11 protein-coding genes are annotated in these 13,542 nt (G+C 65.5%); 6 read left to right on the forward strand and 5 right to left on the reverse strand.

The features are described 5' to 3' along the window. Positions 1-169 precede the first annotated feature (169 nt). The 3 genes from ACVMB0_RS15895 to ACVMB0_RS15905 all read left to right on the forward strand — a co-directional run bounded on the left by ACVMB0_RS15895 (position 170) and on the right by ACVMB0_RS15905 (position 3,119). Entirely contained in the window at positions 170-1,225 is a 1,056-nt protein-coding gene (locus ACVMB0_RS15895) for a hypothetical protein (protein ID WP_461346873.1), read from the forward strand. 91 nt (positions 1,226-1,316) lie between these two features. After that, positions 1,317-2,864, forward strand: a complete 1,548-nt coding sequence (locus ACVMB0_RS15900) for a hypothetical protein (protein ID WP_461346874.1) — start codon at positions 1,317-1,319, stop codon at positions 2,862-2,864. 90 nt (positions 2,865-2,954) lie between these two features. Continuing rightward, on the forward strand, positions 2,955-3,119 hold the full coding sequence (locus ACVMB0_RS15905; protein ID WP_167351890.1) for a hypothetical protein: 165 nt from the start codon (positions 2,955-2,957) through the stop codon (positions 3,117-3,119). Between the two features lie 144 nt (positions 3,120-3,263). Here the strand turns inward: ACVMB0_RS15905 and ACVMB0_RS15910 are convergent, their stop codons facing one another. Continuing rightward, the gene (locus tag ACVMB0_RS15910) at positions 3,264-4,469 is read right to left on the reverse strand and encodes a CaiB/BaiF CoA transferase family protein (RefSeq protein WP_461346875.1); all 1,206 of its coding nucleotides are present in this window, start codon (positions 4,467-4,469) and stop codon (positions 3,264-3,266) included. Between the two features lie 213 nt (positions 4,470-4,682). Then, a complete protein-coding gene (putA, locus tag ACVMB0_RS15915) occupies positions 4,683-7,694 on the reverse strand; it encodes a bifunctional proline dehydrogenase/L-glutamate gamma-semialdehyde dehydrogenase PutA (RefSeq protein WP_461346876.1) in 3,012 nt (1,003 codons plus the stop codon). 118 nt (positions 7,695-7,812) lie between these two features. Between putA and ACVMB0_RS15920 the strand changes: the two genes are divergently transcribed. The 3 genes from ACVMB0_RS15920 (at position 7,813) to ACVMB0_RS15930 (ending at position 11,266) form a co-directional block, all read left to right on the forward strand. Further along, positions 7,813-8,277: an Lrp/AsnC ligand binding domain-containing protein gene (locus ACVMB0_RS15920; protein WP_461346877.1), complete on the forward strand. Its 465-nt coding sequence runs from the start codon at positions 7,813-7,815 to the stop codon at positions 8,275-8,277. Positions 8,278-8,370: 93 nt separating this feature from the next. After that, positions 8,371-9,021, forward strand: a complete 651-nt coding sequence (locus ACVMB0_RS15925; protein WP_461346878.1) for a hypothetical protein — start codon at positions 8,371-8,373, stop codon at positions 9,019-9,021. Between the two features lie 70 nt (positions 9,022-9,091). Then, entirely contained in the window at positions 9,092-11,266 is a 2,175-nt protein-coding gene (locus ACVMB0_RS15930; RefSeq protein ID WP_461346879.1) for a tetratricopeptide repeat protein, read from the forward strand. A 193-nt stretch (positions 11,267-11,459) separates the two neighbouring features. Here the strand turns inward: ACVMB0_RS15930 and ACVMB0_RS15935 are convergent, their stop codons facing one another. From ACVMB0_RS15935 to sorA, 3 genes are all read right to left on the reverse strand, one after another. Beyond that, a complete protein-coding gene (locus tag ACVMB0_RS15935; protein ID WP_163149424.1) occupies positions 11,460-11,660 on the reverse strand; it encodes a cold-shock protein in 201 nt (66 codons plus the stop codon). A 286-nt stretch (positions 11,661-11,946) separates the two neighbouring features. After that, positions 11,947-12,258 carry a SorB family sulfite dehydrogenase c-type cytochrome subunit gene (gene sorB, locus ACVMB0_RS15940; protein WP_456749944.1) on the reverse strand — a complete coding sequence of 104 codons (312 nt, stop codon included), beginning with the start codon at positions 12,256-12,258 and terminating at the stop codon, positions 11,947-11,949. Positions 12,259-12,269: 11 nt separating this feature from the next. After that, positions 12,270-13,469: a SorA family sulfite dehydrogenase catalytic subunit gene (gene sorA, locus ACVMB0_RS15945; RefSeq protein ID WP_461346880.1), complete on the reverse strand. Its 1,200-nt coding sequence runs from the start codon at positions 13,467-13,469 to the stop codon at positions 12,270-12,272. Between the last annotated feature and the right edge of the window lie 73 nt (positions 13,470-13,542).

Raw genomic sequence — 13,542 nt, forward strand, 5'->3', positions numbered from 1 at the left:
ATGTTAATCGGGAAAGCGCCGCGCGCAAACGGAGCTGACGCAGATTGCCGCAGCGCCGCATCGCCCAAATCCGGCCCGGAAAACTCCCTAAAATTTAGGTAATGGCGGAGCGGGGTAACCATTTCGCAAGCAATAAAAGTTACCGAATTCTCAACCCAGTCTGGAGACTTTGAACGTGAGTGAGCAGCAGAGCGAGCCGGTCAGCGGTCAAACCGGCGCCGAAATGGCGGCGAAAGGCGAGCCCGCGATGGCCGCGGCCGGTGTCGAGGCTCCGCGGCTCGCGCCCGAGCAGGAAGAGACCTCGCCAAAGGCCGATGCGCCCAGGATCGACGCGCCGAAGGTTGATGCCCCGAAGGTCGAGCCGTCCCGCCTTGATCCCGCGATCGGGGCCAGGATCGATGCCAAGATCGACGGCAAGATCGACCCGACCAAGATGGACGTGCCTGAGGTCGAGACCGGCAAGCGCGAAGAGCCGCGTTTCCCGGGCAAGCTGATGATCATGGCGCCCGGTGAGCGGACCTGGGACCACGAGGCGACCGCATCCAAGCCCGGTGCCGAGCAGACCGCCAAACCGGCCGGCACGCGCCGGCTCGGGGCGATGGCCGCGGTGATCGCGCTGGCGACCGTGGCTGGCGCCATCGGCGGCGCGATTGCGACCGCAGGCCTTGGCCATCTCGCCGCCCCCGCGGCTGCTTCCGTCAGGGACGTGGCTGCCAACGACGCTGCCGCCAAGGAAGCGGCCGATGCCGCGATCGCCCGGATCGACTCCGAGATCGCAGCCCTGAAGGCCAGCGTCGAGCAGACCGCCAAGGCCGGCCAGGCCCAGTTCAGCAAGGCGACCGACCGGATCGAGAAGGTCGAGAAGGCCCAGGCCGAGCCGATCGCCAAGCTCAACAAGCTCAGCGAGACCGTCGAGAAGCTGCGCGCCCCGCAGACGACTGTCGCCGCTGTGACGCCCGCCCGCGAGGTCACGGGTTCGGTCCCGCCGGCAACCACGGCGGCTGCACCGGTTGCCCCCAAGCCCGAAATCGGCCGCCTGCCGGTGATCGACGGCTGGGCGCTGCGCGACGTCGGCAATGGCGGCGCGCTGATCGAGGGCCGCGGCGGCATCTACGAGGTCTATGCCGGCGATCCCGTCCCCGGCCTCGGCCGCGTCGACGCCATCCGCAAGCAGGACGGCCGCTGGGTCGTCGTCACCAGCAAGGGCCTGATCGTCTCGCGCTGATCCACGAAACCTGACAACAGCAAGGCGCTTCACCGCGATGTGAAGCGCCTTTTTTCTTGAATAGCGTTTGCCGCGCGGTGTTAGTGGGGGCATGGGCCGCGTACTGAAAAGCCTCCTGCTGATGTCCGTCCTGCTTGGCGGTGCCGTGCCGGCACGTGCCGCCGAGAATCGCGCGCTCGAGCGCGGCACGGCGGTGATCGATCCCGCGATCCTGCACGAACTCGATCACAGCAAATTCAGTCTCGGCCGGATGCTGGCGCCGGAGCGTTCCTCCGATGCGCCGCTGTCCAATCGAGAGCTCTTCGCCTTGTCTGCATTGGTGCCGGTGCGCGAGGCGCTCGACCGTGAATTCGATCGCTATGTCGCGAAGCACAAGGCTAGCCTGCCGAACGAGAGCATCGGCGTCGGCGACGGTTTTGCGTTTCAGCTGTTCGATCGCGCGCTGTTCGAATCCCCTGATGTTCGCTTCGTGCTCGCCGGCATCGTCAACCGCATGGACCGCGCCTATGTGGCGCCGAACGACTGCGGCGAGATTCGGCTGATCTATCGATTGATCCGCACCGACGTGGCGCTGATCGGCGAGAACGCGGTGTCGCAGCGGCTGCCGATGACGCTGAACCTGGTGTTGAAGGCGAAGGGCGACGGCAACGACGCATCACTATCCTGTCGCGAGATCGCGCGGCGCTGGCTGTCGACCGGCGGCACTCAGCTTGCGCTGGAGAAATTGTTCGGCCAGGACGGACCGCTCGAACTGATCGATGCCCGCAATATCGATCGGATCGAGACCAATCTGCAGATCGCCCACGCGCCGAAATCCGCGGTGCGCGATTTCCGTACCGACTATCTGCTGAAGGTGTTCGACTATGATGGCGCGGCGAAACGCTTTGCCGAAGCACCGCTGGAGAACCAGATCGATCGCGATCGCATCCTCGCCGACGAGGCGCTGAAGCGCGACTTCAAGGCGTGGCTGCTCGATCCCGAGCATTTCGCCGCGCTCGATCGCGGCACCTTGCTGATCCCCGATCGCTTCCTCGCGACCGCAGCGGTCGCGCCGACGCCGGCCGGCTTTGATGTCAGCGAGCTGGAGCCCGAATTCGGTATGGTGCAGGGCGAGGGGACGGCCGGCACTGCGGTGTTCTCGGATGACGATATCGTCGGAGCCTTGAAGAAGGCCGCCGCTGACGGGACCAAGCTGCAGAACATCCAGTCGCTGGCCGGCTTCGAGCGGCGGCTCAACGACGTCACCTGCGCCGGCTGCCACCAGACCCGTGGCATCGGCGGCTTCCATTTCCCCGGTGTCGACTGGATGGCGGCAAGGCCGTCGAACTCCACTGTCGTGCCGGCCTCGCCGCATTTCTTCGGCGACCAGCCGCGCCGCCGCGACATCCTGACAAGCTTCCGCGACGGCAAGGCGCCGGATTTCTCGCGCGGCTTCTCCAACCGGCCGCAGGCGCGCGGCAGCATCGAGCTTGCCGGCACCGAATACAGCGACGGCTGGGGCGCGCATTGCTATCTGCCCGGCACGAGGCCGGCCGCGACCGACCGCAGTTTCCGCGGCTGGACCTGCGCCGAGGGGCTCGCCTGCCAGGTTGCCGGGAAGACCTCCCGCATGGGCATGTGCTTCGTGAAGGGGCGCTGATCGGCCGGAACCGAAGCGTCTCCGCGTCATTAATTGATGCTACAGTCGAGCTTGCCCAGGATCTGACAGCTCTTGACCGGAGACGGCCCGATGAGTGCTTCCGAGGACAACAAGCAGCGTAACCGCGAGATCGCGGCCAACGAGGCCGAACGTCAGGCGGTGAGTGCCGTCCGCGTCTCTAGCTGGGCGATCGGGCTCGCGGTCATCATCGGCATCATCGTGGTGGCCATCGTCTGGGCCTGGATGACGCGTTGAGCTTCCTTTGTAGCCCGAATGGAGCGAAGCGAAATCCGGGAACGGAGGCATTCGCGGACGCAGCCGCCCCGGATTGCGCGGAGCCTGTCATCGGGCGCGCATTCGCGCGACCCGTTGGCTCCATCCGGGCTCCGTGTAGCGTGACTACGCCACCGCGCCGGATGCGCGCAGCTTCCGGATCGTGGCCTCGTCGTAGCCGGCCTGGCGCAGGATCTCGTCGGAGTGCTCGCCGACCTCGGGCGGCTTGCGCGGCTGCACTTTCTTGGTGCCGTCGATGAAGATCGGGCTGTTGACCGTCAGCATGGTGTCGTTCTCGAAACGCACCAGCACCTCGTTCTCGATCATCTGCTTGTCGTTCGGAATGTCGTCGAGGATGCCGACGACGCCGAACACCAGGCCGTTGCCGTCGAGGATCTTGCGCCATTCGGCGAGATCCTTGCTGGCGAACACCTCGTCAAAAATCTTGATCAGCTCGACCGAGCGCGCATGGCGGTCCGCCTTGGTGGCGAAGCGGGCGTCGGCGACGAGGTCCTCGCGGCCCATGCAGCGCGCCAAGGTCGGCCATTGCCGGTCTTCATTGAGCAGCGACAGGATCAGCCAGCGGCCGTCTCTGCACTTGTAGTGGTTGGTGACGGCGTTGAGCGCCTCTTCGCGCGGCTTGCGCTTCTTGAACTTGGCGCCGGCAAGCTTGGCCTGCGCCAGCACGCCATTGGCCCAGACGCCGTTGGCCATCAGATTGGTCGAGACGTGCGAGCCCTTGCCGGTCTTCTCGCGCTGGAACAGCGCGGTGACGATCGCGCCGTAGAATGCCATCGCGCAGGGATGGTCACCCATGCCGGCGACCGAACGGGCCGGCGTGGTGTCCTCGTCGGCACGCACCAGGTCCATCAGGCCGGAGCGGGCCCAATAGGCGTTGGAATCGAAGCCGGGCTTGTTGGCCTCCTCGCCCTTCTCGCCATAGCCGGTGAACGACGCGTAGATCAGCCGGTCGTTGAGATGGGCGAGATGATCATGGGTGATGCCGAGTTTTTCGCGGACCTGCGGCGGCATGTTGGTGATGAACACGTCGGCCTCGGCGACCAGCTTGTAGAGCACCTCGCGGGCCTCGGGCTTGGTGAGATCGAGCGCCAGGCTCTTCTTGTTGCGCGCCTCCAGCATCCACGCGAAATTGTGCTCGCTCGCGGGATAGCCGGGCAGATTGGGCAGGTTGCGGTAGGGGTCGCCGGCGCCGGGCGGCTCGATCTTGATGACGTCGGCGCCGAAGTCGGACAGCACGGTGGCGGCCGCGGGCGCTGCGATGAAGCTCGCGCAGTCCAGGACCTTGAGCCCGTCAAAAATGCCTTTTTCCATCGTGCCGTCGCTCCCGTGGCGCTTGTTGGTGTTTTTCCGGTAGCTGGAATTATCGCGTGCGATGATCCCGATCAGAGTGCCATTTGAACCATCTCGGGGGCACGATGCAACGGGTTGTTGGCCGTCATTGCGAGGAGCGTAGCGACGAAGCAATCCATGCCTCAACAAGTGGAGGTGTGGATTGCTTCGCTTCGCTCGCAATGACGGTGCCTGTTACTCCACCCCCGCCATCAGTGCCGCGTTGCCGCCCGCAGCCGCCGTGTTGATCGTGATCGTCTGCTCGGTGGCGAAGCGTGTGAGGTAATGCGGGCCGCCCGCCTTGGGGCCGGTGCCGGAGAGGCCGCTGCCGCCGAACGGCTGCACGCCGACCACGGCGCCGATCATGTTGCGGTTGGCGTAGATGTTGCCAACCTGGAGGCGGTCGATCACATGCTCGATGGTGTCGTCGATGCGCGAATGGATCCCGAGCGTCAGCCCGAAGCCGGTCGCCTCGATCGCGGCCAGCACGTCGCCGAGCCGCTCCGCACGGTAGCGCACGACATGCAGGATCGGGCCGAACACCTCCTCGGTGAGCTGGCTTGCCGCCGACAGTTCGAAAATATGCGGCGCGACGAAATTGCCTGATGGCGCCTCGCCGGCGAGATGCACCCGCCCTTGCTGTTTCATCCGCGCGATATGGGCATCCAGCCGCTGCTTCGCCTCGGCATCGATCACCGGACCGATATGCGTCGACGGCTCGGAGGGATCGCCGATCTTCAATTGGCGCGCCGCGCCGGCGATCATCTCGATCATGCGATCGGCGACATCGTCCTGCACGAACAACAGCCGGAGCGCCGAGCAGCGCTGGCCGGCGGAGCGGAACGCCGAGGTCACGACATCGTCGGCGACCTGCTCGGGCAGCGCGGTGGCATCGACGATCATCGCATTGATGCCGCCGGTCTCGGCGATCAGCGGCACGATCGGGCCATCCTTGGCGGCAAGCGTGCGGTTGATCGACCGCGCCACTTCCGTCGAGCCGGTGAAGACGACACCGGCGATCGCAGGATGCGCCACCAACGCGGCGCCGACCGCGCCGTCGCCCTGGATCAGATGCAGCGCCGATGTCGGCACGCCGGCCTGATGCAGCAGGGCGATCGCCTCGGCCGCGATGCGCGGGGTCTGCTCGGCCGGCTTTGCGATCACCGCATTGCCGGCCATCAGCGCCGCCGTCACCTGGCCGAGGAAGATCGCGAGCGGGAAATTCCATGGCGAGATCGCGACGAACGCGCCGCGGCCGTGCAGCTCCAGCACGTTGCTCTCGCCGGTCGGCCCCGGCATCGTCTCGCCACTGCCGAACAGTTTTTGGCCGAGCGCGGCATAGTAGCGGCAGAAGTCGATCGCCTCGCGCACTTCGGAGAGCGCATCGTCGAAGGTCTTGCCGCCTTCGCTTTGCAGCAGGGCGAGGAAATGTGCGCGACGCTGCTCGAGCAGGTCGGCGGCCTTGTCGAGGATCGCTGCACGTTGTGTGGCCGGCGTGGCATTCCAGGCCTTGAAGCCACCGCGCGCGGCGGCGACCGCTGCATTCGCCTGCTCGGTCGTCGACGTCGCGACTGGGTTGGGCGCAGCCTTGCGCTCGGCTGCGATCGCCGAGGTCAGCGCGTCCAGCGCCTTTCGTTCCCCGAACTCGATGCCGTGCGAATTCGAACGCTGCGGCCGATAGAGATCGGCCGGCAACGGAATTCCGGAATGCGTGGCCTTGTTGTCAGCGCCGATGATGTCGGCAGGGCGGCGCAGCAGGTCGACGATCGACACGCGATTGTCCGCGGCCAGCGCCACAAAAGACGAGTTGGCGCCGTTCTCGAGCAAGCGCCGCACCAGATAGGCAAGCAGGTCGCGGTGGCTGCCGACCGGCGCATAGGTGCGGTGGGCGATCTCGGGTCTGTCTTCGCCGAGCTGCGCGTAGAGCGCCTCGCCCATGCCGTGCAGCCGCTGGAATTCGAAGCTGTTGGGATCGTCCGATAGTTCGAGGATAGTCGCGACCGTCAGCGCGTTGTGGGTGGCGAATTGCGGAAACAGCCGCGGCCGCAATGCCAGCAGCTTGCGCGCGCAGGCGACGTAGTTCAGGTCGGTCATCGCCTTGCGGGTGAACACCGGATAGCCGTCGAGCCCGCGCTCCTGCGCGCGCTTGATCTCAGTGTCCCAATAGGCGCCCTTGACCAGCCGCACCATCATCCGGCGGTCGAGCGCGCGTGTCAGTGCATCGATATAGTCGATCACGTCTGCGGCGCGCTTCTGATAGGCCTGGATGGCGAGGCCAAAGCCGCTCCATCCGGCGAGCGACGGGTCGGCGAAGGCCGCTGCGATGACGTCAAGCGACAGCTCCAGCCGATCGGCTTCCTCCGCATCGACGGTGAAGTTGAGGTCGAACGCTTTGGCGCGACGCGCCAGATCGATCAGCTGCGGCACCAACTCGCTCATCACTCGCATATGGCTGACCGCCTCGAAGCGCGGATGCAGCGCAGAGAGTTTCACCGAGATGCCGGGCCGGTCGGGCAGGGGCTGATCGCCGGCCGCCTTGCCGATCGCGTCGATCGCGCGGGCGTAGGATTCGAAATAGCGATGGGCGTCGTCGGCGGTGCGCGCGCCTTCGCCGAGCATGTCGAAGGAATAGCGCGAGCCGCGGGCGGTGTGCGATTGTGCCCGCGCCAGCGCCGCCTCGATGGTCTCGCCGAGCACGAAATGGCTGCCCATCAGCCGCATCGCCTGCCGCGTCGCGGCGCGCACCGCCGGTGCGCCGAGCCGTTTGGTCAGCCGGCCGATCGTTCCCTGCGGTGTCTCGCCGGGCTGGATCACGCGCGCCGACATGCCGAGCGCCCAGGCCGAGGCATTGACCAGGAACGCGCTGGATTTGGTCTCGTGGTTGACGAAGTCGCCCTGGCCGAGCTTGTCCTCGATGAACTGGTCGGCGGTGCGCGCGTCAGGCACCCGCAGCAGCGCCTCCGCCAGCACCATCAGTGCCAGCCCCTCCTTGGTCGACAGCGCGAACTCCCGCAGCATGTCCTCGACCCCGCCGAGCGGATCGTCGTTCGCCCTGATCGCCTCGATCAGGCGGGTCGCGGTGCGGTCGATGCGGGCCTCTGCCTCCGCACCGAGCCTGGAGTCCCGGCGCAGGCGGCCGGCGATGGCGCCGTCGTCGGGGGCATAGGGCGGGCTGAACGGCGGCGGGAGCGGGGACGGGTCTGGCATGGTGGTGGTTCCCTGGGGTTTGCACGGGAACACCTACGCGCCCGTGGACCGTAGTTCGATAGACAAATTAGCAGATTTGCCTTAGAAAATCAGGATCAATTATCATACTGCCGTAGATATGACAGACATTGACAAGACAGACCGCAAAATCCTCTCGATCCTGCAAGGGGATGGGAGGATTGCCAATGTAGAGCTGGCCGAACGGATCGGCCTGTCGCCGACCTCCGTCGGTGAACGGCTGAAGCGGTTGCAGCGCGACGGCTTTGTCGAGGGCTATGGCGCACGGCTCAACCCGCACCGGCTCGGGCTCGGCCTGCTGGTGTTTGTCGAGGTGCTGCTCGACAAGACCACGCCGGATGTATTCGAGAAGTTTGCGAAGGCGGTCCAGACCGCGCCGGAGGTGCTGGAGTGTCACATGGTGGCCGGCGGCTTCGATTATCTGGTCAAGGCCCGCGTCGCCAACATGACCGCCTATCGCCGTTTCCTCGGCGAGACCCTGCTGGCGCTGCCGGGCGTGCGCGAGACGCGAACCTACGCAGTGATGGAGGAAGTCAAGCGCGATGCGCCGCTGCCGGTCGGTTGACGACCGGCGATGTGATCCACAGCCGTGCGCCGGATGTATTGGCATCGTGACGCACCCGCGATAATCCTGTCGTGCAGGGTAGGGCAGTGGTTCATGGAAGACGCCGATCAGCCGATACGGATCAAGCGAGCCGGGTTTGCCGGTGCGCTTGCCGCACTCATGCTTGCGCTGCCATCAGCGGCACCGGTCCGCGCGGCCGAGCTCAGCTCCGGCATTATGCAACTCTATACCTCGGTCTCGATCTATCCGCCGTCGGCCTCGACGATGACCGTGTGCTACGGCTTCGTCTGCCGGCGCCGCGAGATGCTCGACTTCAACGCAGCCGACAGGGCGGCGCTGAGCAGGATCATGGCCACCGGCCGCGCCAACGCGGCCGCCGAACGCGCGGCCGTGCAAAAGGCGGTGATCTGGTTCGACCGCCGCATGGGGCCGATCCTCGGCACCGACAAGCGCGTGGCGAAAGCGGACTTCCGCGCCAACGACGACAAGCACAATTACGATTGCTGGGACACGACGCGCAACACGACCAGCCTGATGCTGGTGATGCAGTCATGGAATCTGTTCAAGTTCCACGACGTCGGCGATCCCCACTACCGCGGGTTCTCGCTGGGGCAGACGCCGCACAATACCGCCGTTCTGCTCGAACGCGCCACCAAGGTGGAATGGGCCGTCGATCTGTGGCCCCGCGGCTATCTGCAGCCGCCAGACGTCATGACCGTCGCCAGATGGGTGACGGAAGATTGAACGGCCGAGTGTTGCCGCCGCGTGTTCCGTGGTGTTCCACTCCCGTTGATTTTAGGAGTCTGCGTCATCGGTGCTGGAACCGAACCCCAAAGTTCGACACGACGTTCTGCGCCCATCACTTTTCGAGCCAAGTGACGCGGTAAGATTAGCAGCATTCGGTCAAACCCGAGGCTACGATATGCGTCTGCGTCCGACTAGCACCGATGCCGCGACCCGTGGTGTTCGTTTCCAATTGTTGCTGGGGCTTGTGCTGCTGTGGCCGGTGCTTGCCGGCCCGGCTCGCGCCGGCGACGTCGAGGACTGCAACGGGCCGCCGACCGACAAGGCCGAGGCGGCCTGCTCGGCCATCATCGACGATGCCGCGCGCTCCACGGAGGATCGCACCAAGGCTTTCGCGGGCCGCGCGCGGGTCTATATCGGCCGCAACAAGTTCGATCAGGCCTTGAGCGATACCGAGGCTGCGCTGCAGCTGAACCCGCAATTCGTTTCGGCGCTGATCGCGCATGGCTATGTGCAGCAGCGCAAAGGCAAGGCGGATCAGGCCCGCGCCGATTTCGATCGTGCGATCGAGCTCGAGCCGAAGAACCCGTTCGGCTTCCTCGCGCGTGGTAATCTGCGCGCCGATCAGCACGCCTGGAGCGATGCGATCTCGGACTACGACCAGGCGATCACGCTGCGACAGGATCTGCCCGCGGCCCATGTCGGACGGGCGCGGGCCTATGTCGAATCCGGGCAGCCCGATGCGGCGCTGGCCGACGCCAACACCGCGATTGCCGTCAATGCGAACACGCCGAACGCGTTCTACTGGCGCGGCCAGGCCTACCGGCGCAAGGGCGACATCGATCACGCGATCGAGGATTTCTCCCGCGCGATCGCGCAGGCACCGCAGACCGAGCGCAACGCCTATTTCGCCCGCGCCCAGCTCTACAGCGCCAAGGGCGACTACGTCCGCGCCATTGGCGACTTCGATTGGCTGTTGAAGGTTCTTCCCGACAACAAGGAGATCCAGCAGCAGCGCCAGCAGGCGCTCGCGATGCAGGCCGAGCTGGCGAAGGCCGGTGCGGCTCCGCAATCGCCGGCGGCGTCGGCTCCGGCGGCGCGGCCGTCCGCTCCGGCCGCGGCCGCGAGCAATCAGCAGATCGAGCAGGCAAAGCAGTTCATCGCGCAGGGCAATTTCGCCGGTGCCATCGGCAGTCTCAGCCAGGTGCTCAGCGGTGAACCGCGCAACGAGACGGCGCTGCGGCTGCGCGCAATGGCCTATTCACGGCTCAGCCGGCTGGCCGAGGCGCGCAACGACTTCAACGATCTGCTCAAGCTCAAGCCGAACGATCCCCAGTTGCTCGCCTTCCGCGCGCTCAATGCCGCAGGCTTGCGGCAGTTCGACGAAGCCACCGCCGACGCCAGCCGCGCCATCACGCTCGACCAGAACAACTCGCTGGCTTACCTGGCGCGGGGCCTCGTCAAGGCGAGCACCGGCAAGGTGCAGGATGCGCTCGCCGATTACGATCATTCGATCTCGCTCAATCCCAAGGAGACGCTCGCCTACACCGAACGCGGCCTCGCTTATTTCGGCCTCAACCAGCTCGACAAGGCGCTGTTGGATTTCGATCAGGCCCTGGCGCTGGTGCCGACCAATCTGGTCGCCAAATCGTGGCGCGGACTTGCGCTGATGCTCAAGGGCCGCGCCGACGAAGGACTGGTCGACATCAACGGGGTACTGGAGCGAAGTCCCAACAATCCGACGGCGCAGCTCGGCCGCGCGCTCGCGATGCTGACCTCGGCGCAATATGACCGCGCCGTCGCCGCCTTCGACCAGATCGTTGCCAGGGCGCCCAACGATCCCTTCGCGCATGTGCTGCGCGCGCGGGCCTATCTCGGGCTGAAGAAGCCGGATGATGCGATGAAGGATCTCAATCTGATCCTGAGCACGCGGCCCGATTATCTGGCCGCGCTGACGCTGCGCGGCATCACCTGGTCGGCGCTGCGCAACTACGACAAGGCGGTCGAGGATCTCGATCGGGCGATTGCGCAGAAGGAGACCGTTGAGGGCCTGTTCGCACGCGCCAAGGCGCACGAGGCGCTCAACCATGCCGACAAGGCGACCGAGGATTTCCGCAAGGCCACCCAGCTCGCGCCGTCGAGCGTGTTCGATGTGCTTGCGCAGGCCGAGTCGAAGCGGAAAATCCAGGAGCTGTCGAAGCGGGTGCCGTGCGGCAGCAGCGGCCAGGGCGGCACCTGCCTGTGACGCGGCGGCCCGGTAGCCGCGACGTCCGCAACGGGAAACAGCAAAGCGCGCGATCGATCGCGGCCGAAAAGTTCAACGTCGTGGCGCGCGGGCATCGTGCCCGCCCCGCCGAACGTCACGTTGTGTAATGTTGGATCGGCCCCCACTCCCGGATGGCGTCCGAGAGTGCGCCGCCGGATCTGGCGCTGACGCGCTAGACCTTCAGGTTTTCGGCGGACGTCTTGCCGCGATTTGCAATTTCTTCGTATTCAACCGACTGGCCTTCATTGAGGCTCTGAAGGCCGGCCTTCTGAACTGCTGAAATATGCACGAAAATGTCCTTGCCGCCCGATGCGGGCTGGATGAATCCGTAGCCTTTGGTCGGGTTGAACCACTTCACTGTACCTTTGGGCATTCCAGTCGTCTCCGCGGAATCAATCGAAAACAGACCAGCCGGTCCCCGCACAAACCGGCTTGTCCGTACCGCACAGGATAGCAGTTTGAAAAAAGCTGGGTAGATCAAACCACGGTGTGTTTTTGCCCGGAAACAACCCGCTTTGCGGGGGTTTGGTGCCGGATTGCCTGTTTCGTGGTCAATTGATGCGCTGCAAAATGGTTGGTTCCGCCGAACCCGAATTGACCAAGCGGCCCCGCGCGCGGGCCGTTCAGCTGCCGCGCGCGGGGCATCGATCGACGGCCTCTCAATAGGTCGCGGAGAGATACTCGACAATCTTGCCGACGTCCGCCTGGTCGATCGGCGCGCCGTAGACCTTGATCATTTTGGTCACCTCGGCCTGCCAGAAGTCCTTCTTGAACTTCTCGCCCTGCGGCTGGGTCTTGATGTAGTCGGCCGAGTGGCAGCCGGTGCAATTGCTCTGCACCACGTCGAGGTTGGGCCCTGGCTTGAGCGCCGCAGTCTCCTCGGGAAGCGTGTAGTTAACGGGCGCGGCCATCGCAGCTCCGATCGACAGCACGGCGATCGCGGCGAAGGTGAGAAGCAGCTTGCTGGTCATGATGCTTCTCCTCACGCCGCGGTGACGCGCACGGTTTCGACGACGTTGCGCAGATAGCCGGCCGGATTCCACAGCGGATCCATCGGCTGGGTATCGCCGGCATTGTTGGTGGCGCGCACTTTCAGCTCCGAGGGTCCGGCCGCGAGTTTCACCGGCAGCTTCCATTCACGGAACGCGTATTTGCCGAGGTCCTTGCCGAGCTTGGCCGGTGTCCAGCTGTTGCCGCCGTCGGTCGAGACCGTGACCTCCTTGATGCCCTTGCCGCCGTCGAAGGCGATGCCGCGCAGCATGGTGCGGCCTGCTTTGACCTTGGCGCCGTCGGCAACGCTGGTGATGAACGAGCGCACCGTGAAACGGTTGATCGGAATTGTCGCCTTCGGCGCGGTGCCGGGCTCGACCGCGTTGTTCGGCGTGTCCGGTATCCGGTAGGCGGACTTCATCCAGAAACCGTCGAACACGCTGTCGATCACGGTGATCTCGTTGAGGTGCTTGACCCAATAGGTGCCGTAATAGCCGGGCACCACGAGGCGGAGCGGGAAGCCGTTGAGGAACGGCAGGTCCTCGCCGTTCATGCCCCAGGCCAGCATCACCTCGCCGTCGCGCGCGTGGTCGATGTCGAGCGCCTTCACGAAGTCCGGCGTCGTCTCCATCACAGGTCCGTCCATGCCGTTGAAGGTGACCTGCCTGGCGCCGGCCTGCACGCCGGCCATGTCGAGCACGGTCTTCAGCGGCACGCCGTGCCAGCGCGCGCAGCCCATCGCGCCGTTGCCGAGCTGGCCGCCGGCAACGCGCGGATTGAAGAAGCCGCGGCTGTTGCCCGAGCACTGGTTGACGGCGACGAGTTCGGTGGCCTTCAGCTTGCGGATATCCTTCAGCGACAGCTTCAGCGGCTTGTCGACCTTGCCCTTGATCTCGAGCGTGAACTTGTCCGGATCGAGGTCATAGGGGATGCCGGCGAGGTGATAGCGCACGAAGAACGCATTGTTCGGCGTCAGCGGGCCGTCATTGAAGATCGCAAACGGCGTTTCCAGCTGCGGCGGCCGGCTGGTCAGACCGATCATCGGGCGCTTCTGCGGGTAGCGCACCAGCGGCCGTTCGCCATTGCCGAACGGCAGCGTCACGGTGTCGAGGGCGAAGGCGCCCCTTGATCCCAGCCCCGCCGCCAGCGCGGCCAATCCGGCGCGCTTCATCAAGTCTCGTCGATCGAGCATTCCGCTTCCTCCGAAGCTGTTCTGTCCCGGGCTGGTCATCACCAGGCCCGGATTGCCTTGCGCGCCGTCGCAT

The organism is Bradyrhizobium sp. USDA 4451 (genome assembly GCF_054822585.1).

Bases quoted from the DNA above. Each gene is read 5' to 3' on its own strand.
- ACVMB0_RS15900 (WP_461346874.1), top strand. From the start codon at position 1,317: ATGGGCCGCGTACTGAAAAGCCTCCTGCTGATGTCCGTCCTGCTTGGC.
- ACVMB0_RS15905 (WP_167351890.1), top strand. From the start codon at position 2,955: ATGAGTGCTTCCGAGGACAACAAGCAGCGTAACCGCGAGATCGCGGCC.
- ACVMB0_RS15910 (WP_461346875.1), bottom strand. From the start codon at position 4,469: ATGGAAAAAGGCATTTTTGACGGGCTCAAGGTCCTGGACTGCGCGAGC.
- putA (WP_461346876.1), bottom strand. From the start codon at position 7,694: ATGCCAGACCCGTCCCCGCTCCCGCCGCCGTTCAGCCCGCCCTATGCC.
- ACVMB0_RS15920 (WP_461346877.1), top strand. From the start codon at position 7,813: ATGACAGACATTGACAAGACAGACCGCAAAATCCTCTCGATCCTGCAA.
- ACVMB0_RS15925 (WP_461346878.1), top strand. From the start codon at position 8,371: ATGGAAGACGCCGATCAGCCGATACGGATCAAGCGAGCCGGGTTTGCC.
- ACVMB0_RS15935 (WP_163149424.1), bottom strand. From the start codon at position 11,660: ATGCCCAAAGGTACAGTGAAGTGGTTCAACCCGACCAAAGGCTACGGA.
- sorB (WP_456749944.1), bottom strand. From the start codon at position 12,258: ATGACCAGCAAGCTGCTTCTCACCTTCGCCGCGATCGCCGTGCTGTCG.
- sorA (WP_461346880.1), bottom strand. From the start codon at position 13,469: ATGCTCGATCGACGAGACTTGATGAAGCGCGCCGGATTGGCCGCGCTG.